Consider the following 20,732-nt stretch of genomic DNA (forward strand, 5'->3'; position numbering starts at 1 on the left):
GCAGTGCAGAAGATAGGCTGGATTTTAGCTGATTTTGCAGAAAACTATTTTATGCAGACTATCCTGACTTGCTTCATATCGGTTAGTCCCGAAAGAACTTTTTCTATACCGTCCATTTTCAGGGTCAGCATGCCATCCGCCAGTGCGGCAGTCAGTAATTCAGATACGCGGGCATGGTCTTGTATCAGTTTTTTGACCATGTCATTTGCTACCATCAGTTCATGCAAACCTAGCCTGCCTTTATAACCTTTTGAGCAATGCTCACATCCCACAGCCTTGTATAAAGTGAATTTACCGGCCTTGTCGGCATATTGTGTCTGCCAGGTGGTGAAGACTTTTTTCTTGGCTTCCACTGGATTTTTGACGAAGTTTTCGGTATTCAGCAATTCCTGGCAGTACTCATCCAGTAATTCCATCACCTCTTCTTTACCTGGATGATAAATTTCCTTGCACTTGCCACACAGGCGCTTGGTCAGACGTTGCGCCAGTATGCCCAGCAAGGCATCGGCAAAATTGAAAGGGTCCATGCCCATGTCCAGCAAGCGGACGATGGATTCCGGCGCACTATTGGTGTGCAGGGTGGCGAATACCAGATGGCCCGTCAGCGATGCTTCCAGACCTATGGAAACAGTTTCCTTGTCGCGCATTTCGCCGACCATGATGATGTCAGGATCAGCCCGCAAAAAAGCCCGCATGACGGTCGCAAAGTCCATGCCGGCCTTGCGATTGACCTGAACCTGGCGCAGGCCTTTCTGGGTGATTTCTACCGGGTCTTCGGCGGTCCAGATCTTGGTTTCTGGCGTATTCAAATGGCTAAGGACTGAGTGCAGTGTCGTGGTCTTGCCGGAACCTGTAGGGCCGCAGACAAAGAACAGACCATAGGGTTTGCTGACCACATTTTTCAGGCGTTCCAGATTGTATGGCAATACACCCAGCTTATCGATAGGGATAGGCTCACCTGCAGCCAGTATACGCATGACCACATCTTCCATGCCGCCAGAAGACGGGATGGTAGCAACCCGCAGTTCTATGTCATAGGGACCATATTTCTTGAACTTGATCTTGCCATCCTGGGGCTTGCGGCGCTCCGAGATATCCAGGTCACACATGATCTTGATACGCGCCAGCAGGGCACTGCGGTAGCTTGATGGTATTTCTATATATGGCGACAGCGAGCCATCCTTGCGGAAGCGTATCAGGGTTTTTTCTTTACCAGGGCGCGGTTCGATATGGATGTCTGATGCACCCTGTTGATAGGCATCGATAATGATCTTGTTGATCAGTTTGACCAGTTCATTTTCGACTGCAGCGGATACTTCGGCGATAGCCTGGCCGCTATGATCTTCGTCATCATCCTCCATGCCGGACAGCAATTCGTCGACCGAACCGCCGTCAGAAACGCCACCAAAAAATTGATCTATGGTCTGGCGGAATTCTTTCTTGGTGGTGACACGGTAATGGATTTTTGACGTAGCAAACACATGGTTGACGACATGGGTGGTATTGGTATGTTCCGGGTCTATCGCCAAGACCGTCAGGCCATTCTGGTCTTCCATGATGGGCAGCCAGGAATTCTGTTCCACATACTGGCGTTTCAGGCGTTTCACCAGATCGACAGGAATAATCCGCTCAGCCTTGTATTCTTCATACGGCACATTGAAATATTTGGACAAAGCCTGTCCCAAAATCCCACGCTGCACCTGGAATTCATCGATCAGTACATCTTCCAGATCCAGCAGGTTGCGACGTGCCGACCTGACGGCCAATTCCATTTCCTGCGCAGACAATATGGCTTCCGACACCAGGAAATCAAATTTGGTGCGCGGTGTATTGGTTGGCAGCACCTTGCTCTTTTGGGTAAAGGCCACGGCCAGGGTTTCGCACAGGGCTTGCACGCCTTCGGCAGCGATGGCAGTGAAAGCATCACCCAGACGATGGTTGATGAATTGCACTACACCCAGCAAATCATTGCTCTGTGCTTCTACTATGGGGGCGACCAGCATCTGCTTGGTGCGGTAACCGGTACGCTGATCAACGGCGCGCTGGAACTTCAGGGTAGGGGAGTGTGAGCGCAACTCATTGTCGTCATATACATCGCGCAGGCTGATCATGGTCTTGGTCAGGGCGACATGACCAGCGATACTCTGGTCAGAAATGGACAGGCGCAAGTCCTTGAAAGAATTCAGGCCAGTCTTGATCTTGGAAATCAGGGTGACCTTGTCCTGGGCCACGACATAAATGGTCAGGCGATCACATTCAAACAGATTGCAGATGTCCGGTGACACATCCAGCATGATCTGGTCCAAAGCATCTGCCCCATGTATCTTGTTGGTCAGGGCTTGCAGGCGTTTAAAGAATTGCAGCCTGTGGTCCAGACCGTCCTGTGGAGCATTTGCGACTTGAGCAGTTACCGCCATTCGTTTTCCTTTGTTGCATGTCCTGCAGCCTGAAGCAGCAGTTTAGGAAGCTGCTTACTAGCTTAGCTTAAAACCGCAGCGTAAACCCATAGCTGAATTATCAGCTTTAACAGGGCAGTCATTGCAAGATACTGTAAATTATTATTCTCTTAAGTCAATTTTTACAAAAATGTATCACGGAAGTCGAATGTCTGACCACAAAGTCAACTCTTTATAGCGTAAAGCGACAAATTAGCCTATCTTCAGGGAAGGAATAGCGTAGAAGATATTCTTGTCTTCAAAGAAAGTGTTAAGCTTGCTCAGAGGCTGGATTGATGCAATGTTGACCTCGGGATAACAAAGCCCTGGATGGACAGAGGCACACTATTTTTGTATTTATGAACTTACAAATTCTCGGCTGTGCAGGTGGTATCGGTGGCAGTGAGCCCTACACGACCAGCTTATTAATTGACAGTGATGTCTTGCTGGATGCAGGCACTGGTTTGTCACGGCTCACCCTGGAGCAATTGGTGGCAATAGACCATGTGTTTATCAGCCATAGCCATCTCGATCATGTTGCTGGTCTGGCATTGCTGATGGATGCCGTATTTGGCAAAAGGAGCAAGCCAGTCACTGTGCATGCCACCGCAGAAGTTTTGCATGCCTTGAAAACCCATATCTTCAACTGGATCATCTGGCCAGATTTCAGCACTTTGCCGAATATTGACCAACCATCCATGCAATATCAGGAAATGCTGGCTGGCAGTACCCTGACGCTGGGTGAGCGCGTGATTACTTCCCATACGGTAGACCATGTCGCGGGTTCAGTCGCTTATTGGGTGCGCTCTGCAGATAAGGGCTTTTTGTTCACCGGTGATATGGGCAGTACGCCAGCACTATGGGAAAACCTGGCTGGGCAGGCTGCCTTGAATATGGTGATTGTCGATTGTTCTTTTCCTAATGCAGAAGCTGAACTGGCACTGCTTTCCAAACATTTTTGTCCGGCGGCACTTATCAATGACATTGCAGCAGTGTCCGCTGAGATAGAGTTTTACATCTATCACCTGAAACCGGGGCAAGAAACACAAATCATGGCAGAACTCGGGCAAAATAAGGACAGGAATTTTAAAGCTCTGAAAATTGGTGATCACTTCAATTTTTGAAATGCTATTTGAAACGCGAATTGAAACGCGATTGGAAATGAGATGCCTGAAATCATGCATTGTTCATATGGCGGAAATAATGAAGTACCAATATGAGCGAATATGGTTAAGCAAGAATTTGAATACGATCTGGAGAAAGTGTTTATGACTGCACTAAGCAGTAGCGAAATTGCACAACGCCTGGAAAAACTGACGGAATTAAGCCTGGAGTTGAGCAATAATCACGACACCCCATTATTGCTGGAAAACATACTGCGCTCGGCAAAAAGCATTACCTATGCCGACGGTGGCACTCTATACCGTACCAGTAAAGACAAACAAAGCCTGTGCTTCAATATCTCCCTGAATGATAGTTTGAACATGTATCAGGGCGGGGTGAAAGGGCATACGGTAGATATACCCAACATCCCCCTGATTGATGCCAATGGCAACAGAAACCTGAATGCAGTGGCCGCCTATGCCGCCAACTACAAACTGTCCGTCAATATCCAGGATGTCTATACCGTAGGTGTATTCAATTTTTCTGGTACCCGCAATTTTGACCAGCAATTCAACTACAAGACCAAATCCCTGCTGACCGTGCCCATGCATGATCACGAGGGTGAATTGATAGGCGTGCTGCAACTCATCAATGCCACAGATCCAAACACAGGTGAACCTTGCCCATTTACCGAGACCGACCAGCGCTTTATTGAAGCCCTGGCATCGCAGGCTGCAATAGCGCTGACCAACCAGCAGTTGATATCGCAGCTGGAAAACCTGTTTGTCTCGCTGGTACATCTGATCAATATCGGCATTGATGAAAAGTCCCCCCATACTGGTAGACATTGCCAGCATGTTCCTGAGCTGACCATGTTGCTGGCTAACGCCGTGCATGAAACGCGGGAGGGGCCGCTGGCACATTTTTCCATGACGGACAAAGACCGCAAGGAATTGTGGATGGCTGGCATCCTGCATGATTGCGGCAAGATTTCCACGCCCGTGCATGTGGTTGAAAAGTCCACCAAGCTGGAAACCATTTTTGACCGCATATACTTGCTGGATACCCGCTTTGAAGTCTTGAAACGCGATGCAGAGATCCGGGTATTGAAAAGCAAATGTGCCCTTTACCAGGCCAGCGTCAATAATGAAAACCTGATCGCCGAACTGGAACAGGGCTTGCAAACCGAGCTGGCTAAAATCGAAGATGCCAGAAACTTTTTACATAAATTGAATATAGGCTCAGAAAGAACCAGCCCTGAAGATTTGCAACGTGTGACTGATATCGCTGCGTGGCAAATAACGGATGCACATGGTGCAGTACAGCCCTTCCTGAATGTCGATGAAGCAGAAAACCTGTCCGTGCGCGCGGGCACCCTGAATGCGCAAGAGCGCGCCGTCATCAATAATCATATCTCCACCACCATCAAGATGCTGGAAGCCTTGCCCTGGCCCAAGCATTTGCAAAACGTGCCTGAATACGCTGGTGGCCACCATGAACGCATGGATGGTAAAGGCTACCCACGCGGCTTGCGCGGTGAGCAAATGTCAGTGCAAGCCAAGATCATGGCGATCGCTGATATCTTTGAAGCCCTGACAGCCAAAGACCGCCCTTACAAGGACGGCAAAACCCTGACAGAATCCCTGCACATCCTCGGCAGCTTTGCCCTGAACGGCCATATTGATCCAGACTTGTTCAATATCTTCGTCAAGAAAAAAGTCTACCTGACTTATGCTGAACGATTCATGGACAAGACGCAGATTGATAATGTTGATCTGGGCAAGGTGCCAGGGTACAAAGCGTAGCGATGTCTGATCAAAGCCGCGCTTGGTCCTGAGGATTCGCCCCATCAATATCTGAACTTGATACAGCTTCACAGGGAGATGCAACTTGCGTAGACAGGTCAATAAAATGGTGCGGTGGCTGGCCTGTCTGACGCTGACCTTTGTGGCGGTGTTGCAGGCAAATGCCATACTCCCCGTGACTCTGGTGGACAGGATGGATCATTTTATCTATGACATGCGCATGCGGGTGCAGCCGACCAAGCTCAATGATGCCATTGTCATCGTCAATATCGATGAAAAAAGTCTCAAGGAATATGGACAATGGCCATGGAAGCGTAGCGTTATTGCCAGCATGATAGAAAGGCTGACGGACGACTATCATGTAAGAGCTGTTGGCGTCGATGCAGTTTTTCCTGAGTCGGATGGTAGCTCTGGACTGCAGGTTCTGGAAGAGCTGGCGAAGAAAGAACTGAAGGGCGATCAGGGTTTCGTAAATCAAATGGATGTCCTGAGGACGCAACTGGATTTTGATGACCGGTTGGCAAAAACCTTGGCTGGGCGTCCAGTGGTCCTTGGTTTCTCTTTATCAAATGAGGTAGACGATCTTTCCAAAGGGCTGTTACCCACTCCGGCTTTTACTGATGAAGAACTTGGTGGTCGTCACCTTGAATCAGCCGTGTTCAGCAAGTACATCAGCAATCTTCCGGTATTACAAAAAGCGGCTATTGCAGGTGGTTTCTTTAATCCTTCGCCTGATTCTGATGGGGTGATCCGCCGCATTCCCCTGTTAGCTAAATTTGGTACTGCTTATTACGAATCATTGTCCCTGGCCACAGCCAGAGTGGCGCTGAATGCGAGCAAAGTCAAACCGGTTTTTTTGCAGTCGGATGGAGTGAACTCGCAAAATTACCTGAATGAATATGGCAATATCGAAGCCATCAAACTCAATTCTACCCCCAGGCTGACGGTTCCCTTGGAGCCTTTGTTAACAGCCTTGATTCAGTACAAAAGCAAGGGCGGGCCGCACGGCGGCGGCTTTGTGTATGTGTCTGCAGCCGATGTAATAAAAAAGCAGCTTCCAGAAAATAAACTGGCTAATAAGATTGTATTGATAGGTACTACATCAGCGGGCTTGAAAGACTTGCGCACAGCGCCTGTGGGTCTGGATTTTCCTGGAGTAGAGATGCATGCCAACGTGATCGCTTCAATACTGGATGGCGACTTCAAACAACGGCCAGACACCAGCCGTGCTTTTGAAGTAGTGCAGGTGATCTTGCTGGGATTGCTGTTGACATTTGCTCTGAGCCGTTTCAAGGCGCTGGCGGCGATCTTCTTTACGTCGCTTACCTTTGTCGTTGTTATAGGATTCAATTACTGGATGTACCAGTCCTTCAATCTGGTGCTTCCACTGGCGTCAGCACTGCTGCTGATATCCGCCTTGTTTGTCTTTAACCTCGCCTGGGGTTATCTGGTTGAATCCAGAAAGCTGCGTGGTGTGGTCAGGCGCTTTGGTGAATATGTAGCGCCGGAACTGGTTGCCGTGATGGCAGAAGAACCCGACAGCTATACCATGGCAGGTGAAATTCGTGAACTGACCGTGATGTTTTCAGATGTGCGTGGTTTCACGACCATTTCCGAAACGCTGAGTGCAGCGGATTTGCGAGAATATATCAACATCTACCTGACCGCGATGTCGGAAGAAATACGCGGTAATCGCGGCACCTTGGATAAATACATAGGTGATTGTGTTATGGCCTTCTGGGGAGCTCCAGTGCGTCTGGAAGATCACGCAAGGCTGGCAGTTGCAAGTGCGCTGAAAATGCAGTCTATTGCGCAAGCTCTGAGTGAAGATTTTGTCAAGCGCGGCTGGCCTGCACTTAAGATAGGGGTGGGCTTGAATACTGGCGAAGTACGCGTCGGCGATATGGGTTCCCAGATCAGGTTGGCGTATACCGTCATGGGCGATGCAGTGAATCTGTCTTCCCGCCTGGAAGGAATCACTAAAGTGTACGGGGTCGGCATCGTGGTCGGTGAAGCGACAAAAGCTGCCACGCCAGAATTCGCTTATAGAGAGCTGGACAGGGTCAGAGTCAAAGGCAAGACCAGGCCCATATCGATCTTTGAACCGATTGCCGGTGTGGCCTTGCTTGACGAAGCACAATTTGCCTTGCTGGAACTCTGGCATCAGGCACTCGATGATTTCCGTGCGCAGCAGTGGGATGTTGCCGAAAAATCCTTCCGCTCATATCTGGAAGTCTGTGCAGAAGACCTGGCTGCCCAGGTCTTTCTGGAACGTATTGCCCACTACCGGCAAAACCCGCTGCCTGCCGACTGGGATGGGGTGGCCACCTTTGTCAGCAAGTTCAGTGAATAAATCCAGTACCTTATTTGGCTTTTATCCGCAGCAGGTAATAACTGATGACACCCAAGACTATGCCCCAACAGGCAGAACCCAGGCCCAGCAAGCTGATATTTGATGCAGTGACGATGAAGGTGATCAGCGCAGCTTCACGTTCTGTCGTTTCCTGCACGGCGTTCACCAGACCATTCTGAATTGCGCCCAGCAAGGCCAGGCCAGCCACCGTGGTGACCAGTGCATGTGGCAGGTGCAGGAACAGGGCAGTCAGGGAACCGGCAAAACTGCCTATCAATAAATAAAAACCACCGCAGGCAACACCGGCGACCCAGCGTTTTTCTGGCTGCTGGTGCGCTTCTGGCCCTGTGCAAATTGCTGCAGTAATCGCCGCCAGGTTGACACCATGTGAGCCAAATGGTGCTAGCAATATGCTGACAAAACCGGTGGCACTGACCAGCTTGCTGGTCGGTGCCTGTTCGAAACCAGCGGCGCGCATGACAGCCACACCGGGCACCTGCTGGCCAGTCAGACATAGCAGCGCCAATGGCAAGCCGAGGCTGATGATGGCGCTTAAAGAAAATTCAGGCATGGTCCAGACTGGCATCGTCAGACCCAGTTGCACGGCAATAGACTGACCCTGGTTGCTGTCACCCCAACCCAGTGCACTCCAGAGCATGACGCCACTGAGTAAAGTCAGGACGATGGCATAACGTGCACTGCGGCGCTTGAATATCAGGTAAGCCACAAACATGGCAGTCACGAGCCAGGGTGCGCCAGCAACCTCGCTACGCGCATTGGCAAATACATCGACGCCAAAACGGAACAGGATACCCGCCAGCATGGCTGCACACAGGCTTTTAGGTATTTTTGCCATGAGTTTTTCAAAGATGCCGGTAATGCCTATCAGCCATATCGCCGCCGCTGCAACCAGGTAGGCACCTATGGCCTGGTGATAAGGCACCGTTGCCAGGCCCGTCACCAGCAAGGCCGCACCTGGCGTGTTCCAGGCACAAATCACCGGTATCTTGTGCCGCCAGCTCATCCATACGCCTACCAGACCAGATCCTATGGAGATAGCCCATATCCATGAACTGGTTTGCGCTGTTGTGAGTTTTGCGCTTTGTGCTGCCTGCAATATCAGCAACATGGGGCCAGCGTAGGAGATCAGCACGGCAATCAGGCCAGCCAGCACCGCAGGGAAAAAATCTGCCGCCGTAGCGGCAAAACCCGGCTTGATGGCATTTGCCGGGGCAAGGAGAGGGGGAGAGTGTGGTGTATTCATACATCTAGTCTAGTTCAGTGCAGTCCGGCGTTTACTTACAGTATCAGTCTGTCTTATGCTATACAGATTCACATTCAAGGTATCTGTTATGCAGCACAGTTACAGACAGCTGGCAGACGCCATCAGTGCAGACATCAGGGCTAGCCGCTATCAGGTAGGCGAGCGTCTGCCATCGGTGCGCCTGATTGCAGAGACGCAGCATGTCAGTGTTTCTACTGCGATACGTTGTTACCGTTACCTGGAAAGCCAGGGCCTGGTCGAGGCGCGCAATAAGTCTGGCATCTATGTCGCTGACTGGAAAACCAGGCAAACGACAAGCACAGTTACTCAGAAAAAAAACAGCCAGGCGGCACCGGCAGTTGAGTACGACAAACTCATGTCTCTGCAGCACAGGATGACGGAGCTATATTCTCTAACAGCGCAACCCCTGCATCTGGGTCTGCACCTGGCTAGTGCCGCACCAGAATGGTATCCCTGCGAAGCTCTCGCCAAAATCGCCCAGCGCCTGCTGCGGCAAGACCCCATGCTGATAGGTGTTTATCCCGGTGGTACGGGTTTGCCAGTTCTGAAAACCAGCCTCATACACTGGTTAAAAAATGCAGGCATGGATTTGCAGGCCAGCGATCTGCTCATCACCAATGGCAGCACAGAAGCCCTGAGTGTGGCCCTGCGTGCGGTCGCCCAGCCAGGTGATGCCGTCATTGTTGAATCTCCCGTTTATTTTGGCTTGCTGCAAATGCTGGAAAACCTCGGCATCAAGGCCATAGAAATCCCTTGCGTGCCAGGCCAGGGCATCAGCCTGGAAGCGCTGGAATATGCGCTCGAACATCAAGGCACGGTGCGCGCCATCGTCGCAATGCCGAATTTCCAGAATCCCCTCGGTTGTGCCATGCCGGATAAAAACAAGAAACGCCTGCTGCGTCTGGTTGAACAATACGACCTGGCCTTGATAGAAGACGATGTCTTCGGCGACCTTTCGCATCAGCAGGAAAGACCGCAAGCCATCAAGGCCTGGGACAAGCAGGGCAGGGTCATCTATTGCGGTTCTTGTAGCAAAAGCCTGGCCCCGGCATTTCGCATAGGCTGGATCGCAGGTGGGCGTTATCAGGCCAGGATCAATTCATTGAAACTCAGCGCTTCCCTGATCACACCCTTGTTTGAACAGGCAGTATTGGCAGAATTTATACAATCCGGGGCCTTGCCTTCCCACCTGCGCAAATTGCGCGAACGTCTGGCCGCCAATATCCCGCTGGCGACCGCTGCCATAGCTCGCTACTTCCCCTTGGGTACGCAAGTCGTCAGCCCGGCAGGTGGGTGGTGGTTATGGCTGGAATTGCCTGAACATATAGACAGCCTGCCTTTGCTGCGGCAGGCGGTAGCGCAAGGCATAGCGTTTACACCCGGTAGCCTGTTTTCTGGCGCCGGTAAATACGCAAATTATCTGCGCATGAACATAGGGCGGCCCTGGGGGCGCGAGATGGAGCAGGGTATCAAAACCCTGGGTAGGCTGGTTTCAGAAATGTAGATGAAATACGGTTTACTTTTTTAGCCGGTCAAATAAATCCTGGGCTATCTTGTCTGCATTTTCCTCTTCAGTTTGCTGTTCAGTTTTGCTCTCAGATGGTTGCTGGCGTTTGGCAAATCTGGACAAGATGCCCGCCTTTCTGGTGCGGATTTTCAGTAAAACGAAAGGGATGATCCGCCATGCGATGACACCATCCAAAGGCTTCACCGGGATTAAATTGAATGCGATGATGATCAGATTGGTTTTAGTCAGGACGTCGAACACCGAGGACAATTGAAACATCCACATAGGTGAGAAATGGAACAACAGATATTGCGCTACAATAGCCAATACCAGGAGCAACAACTGCCCAAGCACGCCGCCCCAGGCAATTAAAATATCCTCTGATTCATAATACGGTGACTCATGTGTGCATTCACCATGCATCAGGAATAGTTTGATGGCATAAACTTTGGTGTCTGTATATCTTGCCGCAATCGCATGACCAAATTCATGGAATAGCAGTATGGTGACGAATGCCAGGAAGCCAGGGAACAACCAGACTAAGTTCATTCCCTGTATCAAAGCCCAGGGAAACCAAAGCAGGATAGTCCAATGTGCGTAAACTGGTATCTTTTTCCAGTGCGCGAGCTTCCAGTAACCTGATTCCATATAGCCAATGTTTTTGATCGATACGTTATTCTACAAGAGCTTGGCAGCCAGCAAGGCCTTATCCCATTCCGGCACAGGCTGATACTCTTCCACCAGAAAATCAATCAACGCCCGCACCTTGGGGCTGACCTTGCGGGTGGCCGGATAAAGCGCAGTGAAGTCATTCAGCGGCAAAGCCCAGTCTGGTAAGACAGTAACTAGCCGACCATCAATTAAATCACGCCATGCCAGAAAAGTCGTGTCATACACTATGCCCAGCCCACGCAGGGCCGCCTGGTGCAAGACCTTGCCATTGTTTGAGGCAAAGCCGGGCGTGATATCCACCGCCAGGGTTTCGCCATCGCGTTCAAAATGCCAGGTATTGCCCTGTGTAAGGTGGCTGAAGTGCAGGCAGCGGTGCCGGTTCAATTCTGTCGGGTGTGCTGGCATGCCATGCTCTGCCAGGTAGGCCGGGCTGGCACACAGCAGGCCGCGGCAGGGGGCCAGCCTGCGCGCATGCAAGCCGGGGCTGTCAGGGATGCCGCCTACCCGTATGCTGAGGTCAAAGCCATGCTTGAACGGGTCCAGCAAATTGTCATCCACATGCAGGGTAGGTTGCAGCATGGGGTGGAGCAGAGTAAAGCGCGCCAGTGCATCGGCCAGCCAATCGCTGCCAAAGCTATTCGGTGCCTGTATGCGTATGCCACCGGCCAGCTCATTGCCCGCCTGGCTGACTACCAACCGTGCCTGCCGTGCATGTTCAACGCTGGCGCTACAAGGCTCCAGGTAGGCCTGCCCCAACTCAGTCAGGCTGACTTCGCGGGTCGATCTGTGCAGCAGCCGCGCGCCCAGTTCAGCTTCCAGTTGCATGATGTGTTTGCTGACCATGGCGCGACTGATGCCCAGGTGGCGTCCGGCCGCGCTAAAACTGCGCTGCCTTGCCACTTCGACAAAGATTTCCATTGCTTTTAGTTGGTCCATCTGGCTATTGTCTTCAAATTGACGACAATCTGTCAACTATTGTTGGTATTGTGGATGACAAGCTAATTTAGCTACACTTGATGCATATCAAGCTGAAGCCTCACAATAAATGAGGGGCTTTTGCTTCCCCCGCATTTATAGCCAGGAGTCAGCATGCTCAACGCACAACAAATCCAGCAATTTCAGCAAGATGGTTACGTCGTCGTCCCCAATTTCAAGAATGCCGAAGAAATCGCAGCCCTGCGTGAGCGTGCAGCCAAAATCGTTGATGAATTTGATCCGGCATCTTCCAAATCCATCTTCACGACCAAGGAACAGGAAAAAAAGGTCGATCATTACTTCCTGAATTCAGCCAACAACATCAGTTGTTTTTTTGAAGAAGAAGCTTTTGATGAGCAAGGTAATCTGCGCCAGGCCAAATCCCTGTCCATCAACAAGATAGGCCATGCGATACATGATCTTGATCCGGTCTTCAGCGCGTTTTCGCGTGGTACTGCACTGGCGAAAGTGGCGGAACAACTGGGTTTGCAAGAGCCACAGATTTACCAGTCCATGTATATCTTCAAGCAGCCTGGCATAGGCGGTGAAGTGCGCTGGCACCAGGATGCGACTTATTTTGAAACTGATCCTGTCAGTGTCACCACCTTCTGGTTTGCGCTGGAAGATGCGACGCTGGAAAATGGCTGCATGTGGGCAGAACCGGGTGGTCATCGCACGCCCATGCGTGAGCGCTTCGTACGTGAAGGTGATCAGGTGCGGGTAGAAAAACTCGACAGCATGCCTTGGCCAGACGACAGCACAGCCATCCCGCTGGAAGTCAAGGCAGGCAGCCTGGTGTGCTTCCATGGTCTGCTGCCACATTACAGCGCACCAAATCGCTCAGCAGTTTCACGTCATGCCTACACCCTGCATGTGACGGATGGAAAGACCAGTTATTCGCCACAAAACTGGATACAGCGCGATGCCAGTTTCTCTGTCCGTGGTTTTATGTAAGTAACCATGATGAATTCTGAAGTATTGATTTTCGCCCCGCACTGGGGCAATGCTCACCTGAGCCGTGAAGCTTTCATTGGCAAGGTACTGGAAGCAGGTTTTGATGGCATAGAAATGTCTTTGCCGATGGATGTGGCTGAACGCGATGCATGGACCACAGCGATTGACGATGCTGGACTTAAACTGATTGCCCAGCAATGGGAAACTGTTTTTCACAGCGATTTTTCCGCGCACAAGCAAGCACTCGTAGATTTGTTACGCAATGCCTGCGCAGCAAAACCCCTGTTCGTAAACACGCATACCGGCAAGGACTTTTACAGCCAGGCGCAAAACAATGAATTGCTGGACCTGGCTGACGAGATAGCTGCTGAAACCGGTATCGCCATTGTCCATGAAATTCACCGCAGCCGCTTCAGTGGGCATCCCATGTTGCTCTTGCCTTATCTTGAGCAGCGCCCGCAATTGCAACTTAATGCTGACCTCTCACACTGGTGTTGTGCCTGCGAATCCCTGCTGGAAGACCAGGCGCAATTACTGGAAAAAGTATTCCCTCATGTGCGCCACATCCATGCCCGCGTCGGCCATAGCCAGGGACCACAAGTCAATGATTTTCGCGCGCCTGAACATTCAGCAGCCTTGCAGCAACATCTGTCCTGGTGGGACGCTATCATCAGCCTGCAACGCGCTTCCGGCAAACAGCAGATCACATTGACACCAGAGTTTGGGCCATCACCTTATACGCAAAGCCTGCCTTACACAGATCAGGTCGTGTCCGATGCCTGGGAATTGAATGTGGCGATGATGAAATTGCTGCGTGAACGCTATGCAAAGAAATGAAAGCCCCGCTCCTGCTCTGACATACAGACAGGAGAGGTTTGATTACCTTTAATTGTTTTGTTGTAAGGGATGCAAATTTTTATTTATACTATGTCCATATTAATTTAGGGCTAGTGCATGTTAGAGCACCAACAAAAATATACTTTTGTACGCGGCATGAGTTCCTTGTCAAAGCGGGAAAAGTGGATACTGCTTGTTCCAGTGTTACTGTTGTTGCCAGTTTTCATCTGGGCTGGCTATTGGGAATTGTTTCAACCTGAAGACTGGAAAAAAATTCTGGAATCAGGCAAGGTCTGGCAAAAAAATCTTTTCGTGTTTTTGCCATTCGGGCTTGTACTTTTTGTCCAGGGTGGGATCTACTGGGTTCACCGTTCATCGAAGCTGGTTATTGATGGCACAGGGGTGTTTCTGGAGTGGCCATCAGATTCCGTATTTGCAAAATGGAAGCTCCTTCAAAAGAGGTTGGTGTGGGCTGACGTAAAAAGCGCGAGCTATATGCTCAGTGTGCGAGGTGTAGTACTTCTTTCGAAAACAAATTCAATTCTTTGGACGATAAGGCTTAAAGACTGGAAATTTTCCAGCGTAGAACCCTCGCAATATGCAATAAAGCCCGCGGAGATAGATTTGCTCAGCGTTTTCCGTGAGTTGGATATTTTTAGGGATGCATCTAAAGATCCGGCGCAGTTCGACTTAATGAAGCATCCGGTAACGAGAAGCATATTGTTGGGAATTTGCGCTCTTCTTGTTTATTGTTTTTTCGATGTCATGATCCAGCAAGAAGGCTGGGCATTTTTTAATATCGCCTATTTACTTCCCCATGCTATTTTTGCCGTTCTTGCTACGATCGTACTGGCCTGGGCGGCTTCAACGGCTAATAAGCGACAGCCGCCACCCAAGGGAATTACTGCGTTTTTGGTAGTGCTTGCCAGTTTTTCATTTCTTGCCACTAGTTATGTTGCCGGTATCCGGATTAACCAGTTTGCTGGCGGCCCTTTAATCTCTGCTGAATATCATAGAGATGACAGGTGTGAAAATTTAATTCCTGTAGATAAGAGTTTGCCTGTTGTCGAATATACCCATAAGACCAAGGATTATTGGTGCAGCAGGGAGGTTGATGAAGTCCAGACCGTTAAAGTTCGCAAAGGCCTGTTTGGTCACTATCAATTTGATCTTAGCGAACAAATCCAGGCAATTCGCGACTATAAGAAAGAATCCACCGCCACTAACGTGCCTCCGGCCAACAGCAAATCACACTAACTCTACATTTCGTACCTTCACAATATACGCAATGCCTGCCTTACACAAATCAGGTCGTATCAGATGCCTGGGAATTGAATGTGGCGATGATGCAGTTATTGCGTTCACGTTATCAAGATTGACTTGAAGTTGTAGCAAGTATCTATCTGTGACATCATGCGCCCTTGACGTTAATTTTGCATGCTGAATCCGGCTCCTGGATATGATGAAAACTGTGCCCGAAACTTATGTGTTCACCTGGAAGAAAAATCAATCTTCCTGGATATTATTGCTGTTGCTATCCACGCTTACAATGAGCCTGTTCGCTGGGCTTTTTTGGCTCAAATATTGGGATTTGGTAAAGCTCGGAGATTACAAGAAGATAGCTCCACAATCACTCATTCCTTTAATGGCTATTCCCTTAGGTTTTGTCTTCCATTTTGCTATACAGAAGTTTTTTCGTTCCGCCAGATTAATTGTGGATAGTTCTGGTGTACGACTGGAGCAGCTGCCTGGTCAAGGTTCGGCAATAATGAAATTCCTTGAAAGAAAAATTCTCTGGGCTGACGTGAAGAGTGTCACCTATCTGTCAAGTTTCGGGCTCATTCATTTGCGCTCAACACCGACAATGCAGCCCATGAGTATCAGAGTAAAAGAATGGCAGTTACAAAAGCAGGATACCACTCTCCACATCAGGAATGCTGAGCCTGATTTGATAAAGCTGTTTCGTGAGTTGGAGGTCTTTGAATCTTTTTCCAAAGATAACAGTTTTGATGCAGCTACCTTTGATTTGATGAAACACCCGGCAACAAGGAAACTGCTACTGCTAATGGGCGGCCTGGTGATATACAGCTTCCTGGATAGCATGCTGCAGCACGAAGGCTATGCTTTTTTCAAGCCCGGCCCACATGAATTTGCAGCCATGTCCGCTGCGGCGATTGTGGCTGGTTTGTTACTCAGGGCCAGGGTGCGGGACAATATCCCTCCGGGTATCATCGCTGCGCTGGCGATGATGTGTGGGGTAACATTTGGTATTGCCAGTTATGTCGGAGGTGTTCGCGTCAATCAACTTGCAGGTGGCCCCTTGCTGGAAGCCAGATATCATCGCGATGCAAATTGCCTGAAATTACTGCCAGAAGATAGAAGCCTTCCAGTAGTTGGATATACACACATGACCAAAGATTATTGGTGCAGCAGAGATGTTGATGAAGTCCAGACCGTCAAGGTGCGCAAAGGTTTGTTTAACTCTTATCAATTTGATTTAAGAGAGCAGACAAAGGCCATTCGCGAATACAAACAAAAGTCTTGATGCTGGTTGCCATTGGGAGTGCAGCAAATGCCTGCTCTTGAAATGCATACTGTCGTGAAAGGTGTCTGTGTCATCACATACGGAAATTGCTGGTTCGAATGTAAATCTTCAACGATGGAACAATATATAAACCATGCCTGCTAGTTATGTATTCGTCCAGAAGCAAGATAAACATACTTGGGTAAAGCGCTTGTTATTTGCCACACTGTTATTGTTTCCTTTTATCGCATTTTTTCTTTGGATGTTGTATCAGAATTTGCTAAAGCCGGAGATGCTCATTCGCATTCTGGCAGATGCGTCATTTCCTCCGGCATTTGTCCTTGCTCTTATAGCAGCGATTGTCTTCGATGATGTAGCAAAAATCTTTTATCGCTCCGCCAGTTTGTACATAGATGATGTGGGTGTGCGTTTAAAACTTCCACCAAAGAGTAGATGGGCAATTCTTGGTTTTCTTGAAAAAGATATAGCTTGGACAGAACTCAAAGATGCAACTTATGTTGAGCGTTTTCAGCTTATCCAGTTACGCCCCCAATCTGGCGCACGTTTCCTGAATATCAGGCTTAAAGATTGGCAGTTGCAAAATACAGGCAGTAATTTGAATAGTGGGAATGCTGAGCCAGACTTGTTGACAGTTTTTCGTGAATTAAAAATCTTGGATAAATACCCGGCCAATACTCAGCTTGTAGAGGCAAATTTCGACTTGACGAAACATCCCGCAACAAAAAAATTATTGTTTGGGATTGCAATTTTAATCGCCTACAGTTTCGTCGATACGATGCTGCAACATGAAGAATATGCCTTCTTTAATCTACATTATTTTTTACCTCATATTGTTTTTGGTGCGACTTTTGCGGTCGTGCTGATTGTTTTAATGTTCAAGGCAAGCAAACGCGAATTCATCCCGCGTAGTAATGTCATTGGTCTGGCTATGCTGAGCGGGCTGGTGCTCGGTGTTACCAGCTATGTAGGCGGTATTCGCATTAACCAACTGGTGCGCGGCCCTTTGCTGGAAGCCAGATATCACCGCGATGCAAGTTGCCAGAATTTGCTGCCTGAAGACAAGAATCTTCCCGTGGTTGAATATCCTTACCATGACAGGAATTACTGGTGCAGCAAGAATATCGATGAAGCCTTGACCGTGAAAGTTCGGCAAGGTTTTTTTGGTCTGTATCAGTTTGATCTCAGTGAACGGAATCAGGCAATCGGATACTATAAAAAGTCTTGATACTGGTTGCGCTCCTGAGATGATTTAATCTTCATAAGCAAACCGGAACTCGCCAGGTGGCAGCATCAATTTAGGCGGCGTTTTTCCTGTCTGCACCATCACTACATCGGCAGGCATGCCATCTGCCGGCTCTTGCTTGTGAAAGGCATAGACCAGACGTCGTCCTGTAGCAGGTAGTAATTCTTTTGGAATATCCCTGGGTGTAAATCCCGCCAGTGTCCCCAGCCAACTGGCCCTGCCAGTTGCAGGACTGGTGGAATATGCAGGATAAATGACTTGCATATCGACGAGCTTATTATCGATACCCAGCTTCAGATATTGCCGCTCGCCAGATTTGAGGACAAAAGGCTTTTCCTGCGCCATCCTGGCAAGTGCAGCTTTGTATAAATTGCTTTGTCGTTTTGAATCAACATGCTCATACATGGCCGTCTGGTCTATCGTCAATGGATTGATACCCGTCAGCCTTTTTAATTGCGCTGCCATCTTGGATTTGTCATCATCAGTCTCTGCTACCGGAAATTCGTAGGCGTGGCTGTAGCCTACATAGATGAAGATTTTTGCCTTCGAGTCTTGCCTGAAGATTTTTTGCACCAGGTTCTTCGCCATCGCTGATTCGCGCGACCCATTGACTTGCTCATAACTGACAAACTTCCATTGATCTTGCATTGCATCTCGCAAGAAATTGGCATACGTGGATTCTTTAGTTAAAATACCCGCCTTTTCGCTGACGTATTGTTTTTGCAAAGGAAAGTCGTCATACATACTGAAGGCCTCACAGGCCAGGTAGGTATAACCAGCTTTCTTCAATTCCCGTGCCAGTTTCATCGCAAATGCTCTATGCATGGGCACATGATGCGATTCGTTTAAAATGACTACCTGTGTTTTTTGGGCTTCACGGACGATAGCGGCAATGGCATCTTCAGCTTTAGCATTGTTGATGCTGTCGAATTCACTACTCGTCGCTGGAGCGTCTTCAACAGGCATTTGATTGAATGCTGCAATCGCACCATCTACATCACCCGCCATTGAACGCATCAATCCTAAAGTCCAATATTTGGAAATAAGCGTTAAACGTTTGGCCTTATCGTCGCGATGCGTCTTGGTCTCAGCTTCCCGCAGTTCAGTTTCTGCTCCTTTTAGCTGTTTTAAGCGTGTTGTGTTTGCCGTTACGGTATCGCTGCCCTCTGCTTGCGCGCATGAATGGACAAAGAAAATCAGTCCGGCTAAACACTTCAATTTGAATTGACTGACGACCATGCCTGGCAAACTCCCGGTATAAAAAAATGGCAGATATCCACAGAGCTTATACTTGACGCAAAGTGATACGTCTATCCTCTCAATGGGAATCTGCTATCTTCTTGTACATGACGTCCGTGCGCAAGACATATTTGACACCGCTTTCCACAGGCGCCCCCTGGTGCAACACCATGTGCGGGAAAACCAGCGCCATGCCTTTTTCTGGCTGTACTGTTTCCCAGCGAAAGGATGTGCTGCCGCCTGTGTAGTCATCATTGAGATAAATCAGCAGAGTCAAAAAGCTGACTTCATCCTCTGTACGGGCATAATTGCCATCCTTATGCCATTTGAAGTATTGGCCTGCTTCATAACGGTAAAAGCGGAAACGTTCATTCAGGCTCAGCAAAGTCCATCCTTTTAATTCCGCAGGCAGGAATAGTTTTGCTCTTTCAAAAATGGCCGCTGCCAGGACTTTGTCATCAAAGATGATGCGGTCATTATTGCGCACGTGCTTGTACATCTGCATGCCTGCATCGGTTTGCACCATGGCTTCTTCGTAGCCTATTTGTTCACTGGTAAAGATCATGCGTTCGCATTCTTCTTCAGTGATAAAATTTTTGATGCCAAATACGCCTGCACCGTAGTTATTCAGTTCCATGTCGTTCTCGATTTTGTTTCGTGCTGACTGTAATATAAGATACTTTGTTGTAAATTTCAACTAAGTTAGTTTTAAATATTTACGAACTTAGTGACGGATTTGTACTAAATGCGGCTATCGCTTACAATGTCAGCATTGAATACTCAGGGGAAGAAGCATGGCGACTGCTAAGCAAAGCGAAAAGGAATTTCTGCTCAATTACAATATCCATGACTATGATGTTCCTTTGACGAGCGTAGATCTGGTGATTTTTACGATCAGGGACCAGGCTCTGCAAGTCTTGCTGGTGAAACGGGGTGACCACCCTTGCAAAGGGCAATGGAGTTTGCCTGGTGGCTTTATTGATATCCACAATGATGTCGATCTTGATGGCGCTGCTTTGCGCAAGCTCAAGGAAAAAACCGGGGTGGAAGCGCCTTATCTTGAGCAATTGCAGGGCTTTGGCAGCCGTAACCGCGATCCGCGTGGCTGGTCCACTACCTTTGCTTACTTTGCCCTGATTTCTTCTGACCGCATCACGCTCAGCCATGGCGGCAATGCCGATGCGGTGCGCTGGTGCCCGGTTGAATCTGACGAGGGCTTGCCCAAGCTGGCCTTTGATCATGCGCAGATACTGGATATTGCAGTCCAGCGCCTGCGCAACAAGGTGGAATACACCTCCCTTCCTGCCCATTTGTTGCCGGAAGAATTCACGCTGTCTGAGCTGCAGCGCGTGTACCAGGTCTTGCTGGGGCGTCTGGTGGACAAGAGCGCGTTTCGCAAGCGCATCCGGGAAGGTGATTTCCTCGAAGAGTTGCCAGGCAAGTGGCGTCTCGGTAGTAATCGCCCGGCGCAGTTGTATGGCTTGCGCAAAGGGCAGGGTACGGTTTATTTCAATCGTCTGATGACGGGTGAAGTCGGGGCGAAATAGTTTTTCCTCCATCTTTAGTTTGGGGCGTTTTGAGTTAATGCCCCAAACCAACATCGTCAAGTTTTGTCAAAAGTGCACATTCGCGGCCAACTAAACTTGACGAAAATTCAATATTATCAAATAATCATCCTGCATTCCTGATATTCATGTTTGCTGGACACGCCTTGCTATGCGCGTCCGGCAAATGTCCGCATCAACAATGCGCACCAGCCAATGCTAAAGCTAGCAATT

General features: G+C 49.2%; 16 protein-coding genes. 10 read left to right on the plus strand and 6 right to left on the minus strand.

What is annotated here, in order from left to right:
- Nucleotides 1-44: 44 nt before the first annotated feature.
- Nucleotides 45-2,417, minus strand: coding sequence for an ATPase, T2SS/T4P/T4SS family (locus tag ACO0LD_RS11650; protein ID WP_423006843.1), 2,373 nt, complete (start codon nt 2,415-2,417; stop codon nt 45-47).
- Nucleotides 2,418-2,794: 377 nt separating this feature from the next.
- On the opposite strand from ACO0LD_RS11650, the gene ACO0LD_RS11655 reads away from it, so the two are divergent.
- The 3 genes from ACO0LD_RS11655 (at nt 2,795) to ACO0LD_RS11665 (ending at nt 7,697) form a co-directional block, all read left to right on the plus strand.
- On the plus strand, nt 2,795-3,559 hold the full coding sequence (locus ACO0LD_RS11655) for a 3',5'-cyclic-nucleotide phosphodiesterase (RefSeq protein ID WP_423006845.1): 765 nt from the start codon (nt 2,795-2,797) through the stop codon (nt 3,557-3,559).
- Between the two features lie 144 nt (nt 3,560-3,703).
- The gene (locus ACO0LD_RS11660; protein WP_423006847.1) at nt 3,704-5,344 is read left to right on the plus strand and encodes a GAF and HD-GYP domain-containing protein; all 1,641 of its coding nucleotides are present in this window, start codon (nt 3,704-3,706) and stop codon (nt 5,342-5,344) included.
- A gap of 85 nt (nt 5,345-5,429) precedes the next feature.
- Nucleotides 5,430-7,697, plus strand: a complete 2,268-nt coding sequence (locus ACO0LD_RS11665; protein ID WP_423006849.1) for a CHASE2 domain-containing protein — start codon at nt 5,430-5,432, stop codon at nt 7,695-7,697.
- 10 nt (nt 7,698-7,707) lie between these two features.
- Here the strand turns inward: ACO0LD_RS11665 and ACO0LD_RS11670 are convergent, their stop codons facing one another.
- Nucleotides 7,708-8,961: a benzoate/H(+) symporter BenE family transporter gene (locus ACO0LD_RS11670; RefSeq protein ID WP_423006851.1), complete on the minus strand. Its 1,254-nt coding sequence runs from the start codon at nt 8,959-8,961 to the stop codon at nt 7,708-7,710.
- An 88-nt stretch (nt 8,962-9,049) separates the two neighbouring features.
- Here ACO0LD_RS11670 and ACO0LD_RS11675 point away from each other — a divergent pair, with 88 nt between their 5' ends.
- Nucleotides 9,050-10,486: a PLP-dependent aminotransferase family protein gene (locus tag ACO0LD_RS11675; protein ID WP_423006853.1), complete on the plus strand. Its 1,437-nt coding sequence runs from the start codon at nt 9,050-9,052 to the stop codon at nt 10,484-10,486.
- Between the two features lie 12 nt (nt 10,487-10,498).
- On the opposite strand, the gene ACO0LD_RS11680 is transcribed toward ACO0LD_RS11675, so the two are convergent.
- Together ACO0LD_RS11680 and ACO0LD_RS11685 are read right to left on the minus strand one after the other, a co-directional pair.
- A complete protein-coding gene (locus tag ACO0LD_RS11680) occupies nt 10,499-11,038 on the minus strand; it encodes a M50 family metallopeptidase (protein WP_423006855.1) in 540 nt (179 codons plus the stop codon).
- A gap of 129 nt (nt 11,039-11,167) precedes the next feature.
- Nucleotides 11,168-12,097, minus strand: a complete 930-nt coding sequence (locus ACO0LD_RS11685; protein WP_423006857.1) for a LysR family transcriptional regulator — start codon at nt 12,095-12,097, stop codon at nt 11,168-11,170.
- Between the two features lie 153 nt (nt 12,098-12,250).
- Here ACO0LD_RS11685 and ACO0LD_RS11690 point away from each other — a divergent pair, with 153 nt between their 5' ends.
- From ACO0LD_RS11690 to ACO0LD_RS11710, 5 genes are all read left to right on the plus strand, one after another.
- Entirely contained in the window at nt 12,251-13,090 is an 840-nt protein-coding gene (locus ACO0LD_RS11690) for a phytanoyl-CoA dioxygenase family protein (RefSeq protein WP_423006859.1), read from the plus strand.
- Nucleotides 13,091-13,096: 6 nt separating this feature from the next.
- On the plus strand, nt 13,097-13,927 hold the full coding sequence (locus ACO0LD_RS11695) for a sugar phosphate isomerase/epimerase family protein (RefSeq protein WP_423006861.1): 831 nt from the start codon (nt 13,097-13,099) through the stop codon (nt 13,925-13,927).
- A 117-nt stretch (nt 13,928-14,044) separates the two neighbouring features.
- Nucleotides 14,045-15,184, plus strand: coding sequence for a hypothetical protein (locus ACO0LD_RS11700; protein WP_423006863.1), 1,140 nt, complete (start codon nt 14,045-14,047; stop codon nt 15,182-15,184).
- A gap of 202 nt (nt 15,185-15,386) precedes the next feature.
- The gene (locus ACO0LD_RS11705) at nt 15,387-16,472 is read left to right on the plus strand and encodes a hypothetical protein (protein WP_423006865.1); all 1,086 of its coding nucleotides are present in this window, start codon (nt 15,387-15,389) and stop codon (nt 16,470-16,472) included.
- A 133-nt stretch (nt 16,473-16,605) separates the two neighbouring features.
- Nucleotides 16,606-17,697, plus strand: coding sequence for a hypothetical protein (locus ACO0LD_RS11710; RefSeq protein WP_423006867.1), 1,092 nt, complete (start codon nt 16,606-16,608; stop codon nt 17,695-17,697).
- A gap of 24 nt (nt 17,698-17,721) precedes the next feature.
- Here ACO0LD_RS11710 and ACO0LD_RS11715 read toward each other — a convergent pair whose 3' ends face one another.
- Together ACO0LD_RS11715 and ACO0LD_RS11720 are read right to left on the minus strand one after the other, a co-directional pair.
- Nucleotides 17,722-18,732 (minus strand): hypothetical protein, encoded by a 1,011-nt coding sequence (locus tag ACO0LD_RS11715; RefSeq protein WP_423006869.1) that lies wholly within the window; start codon nt 18,730-18,732, stop codon nt 17,722-17,724.
- A 301-nt stretch (nt 18,733-19,033) separates the two neighbouring features.
- Nucleotides 19,034-19,591 carry a 2OG-Fe(II) oxygenase gene (locus ACO0LD_RS11720; RefSeq protein WP_423006870.1) on the minus strand — a complete coding sequence of 186 codons (558 nt, stop codon included), beginning with the start codon at nt 19,589-19,591 and terminating at the stop codon, nt 19,034-19,036.
- 157 nt (nt 19,592-19,748) lie between these two features.
- Here ACO0LD_RS11720 and ACO0LD_RS11725 point away from each other — a divergent pair, with 157 nt between their 5' ends.
- Nucleotides 19,749-20,501, plus strand: coding sequence for an NUDIX hydrolase (locus ACO0LD_RS11725; protein ID WP_423006872.1), 753 nt, complete (start codon nt 19,749-19,751; stop codon nt 20,499-20,501).
- Nucleotides 20,502-20,732 lie beyond the last annotated feature (231 nt).

The sequence above is a fragment of the Undibacterium sp. Ji83W genome, assembly GCF_049340385.1.
In the GTDB taxonomy this organism is placed as follows: domain Bacteria; phylum Pseudomonadota; class Gammaproteobacteria; order Burkholderiales; family Burkholderiaceae_D; genus Undibacterium.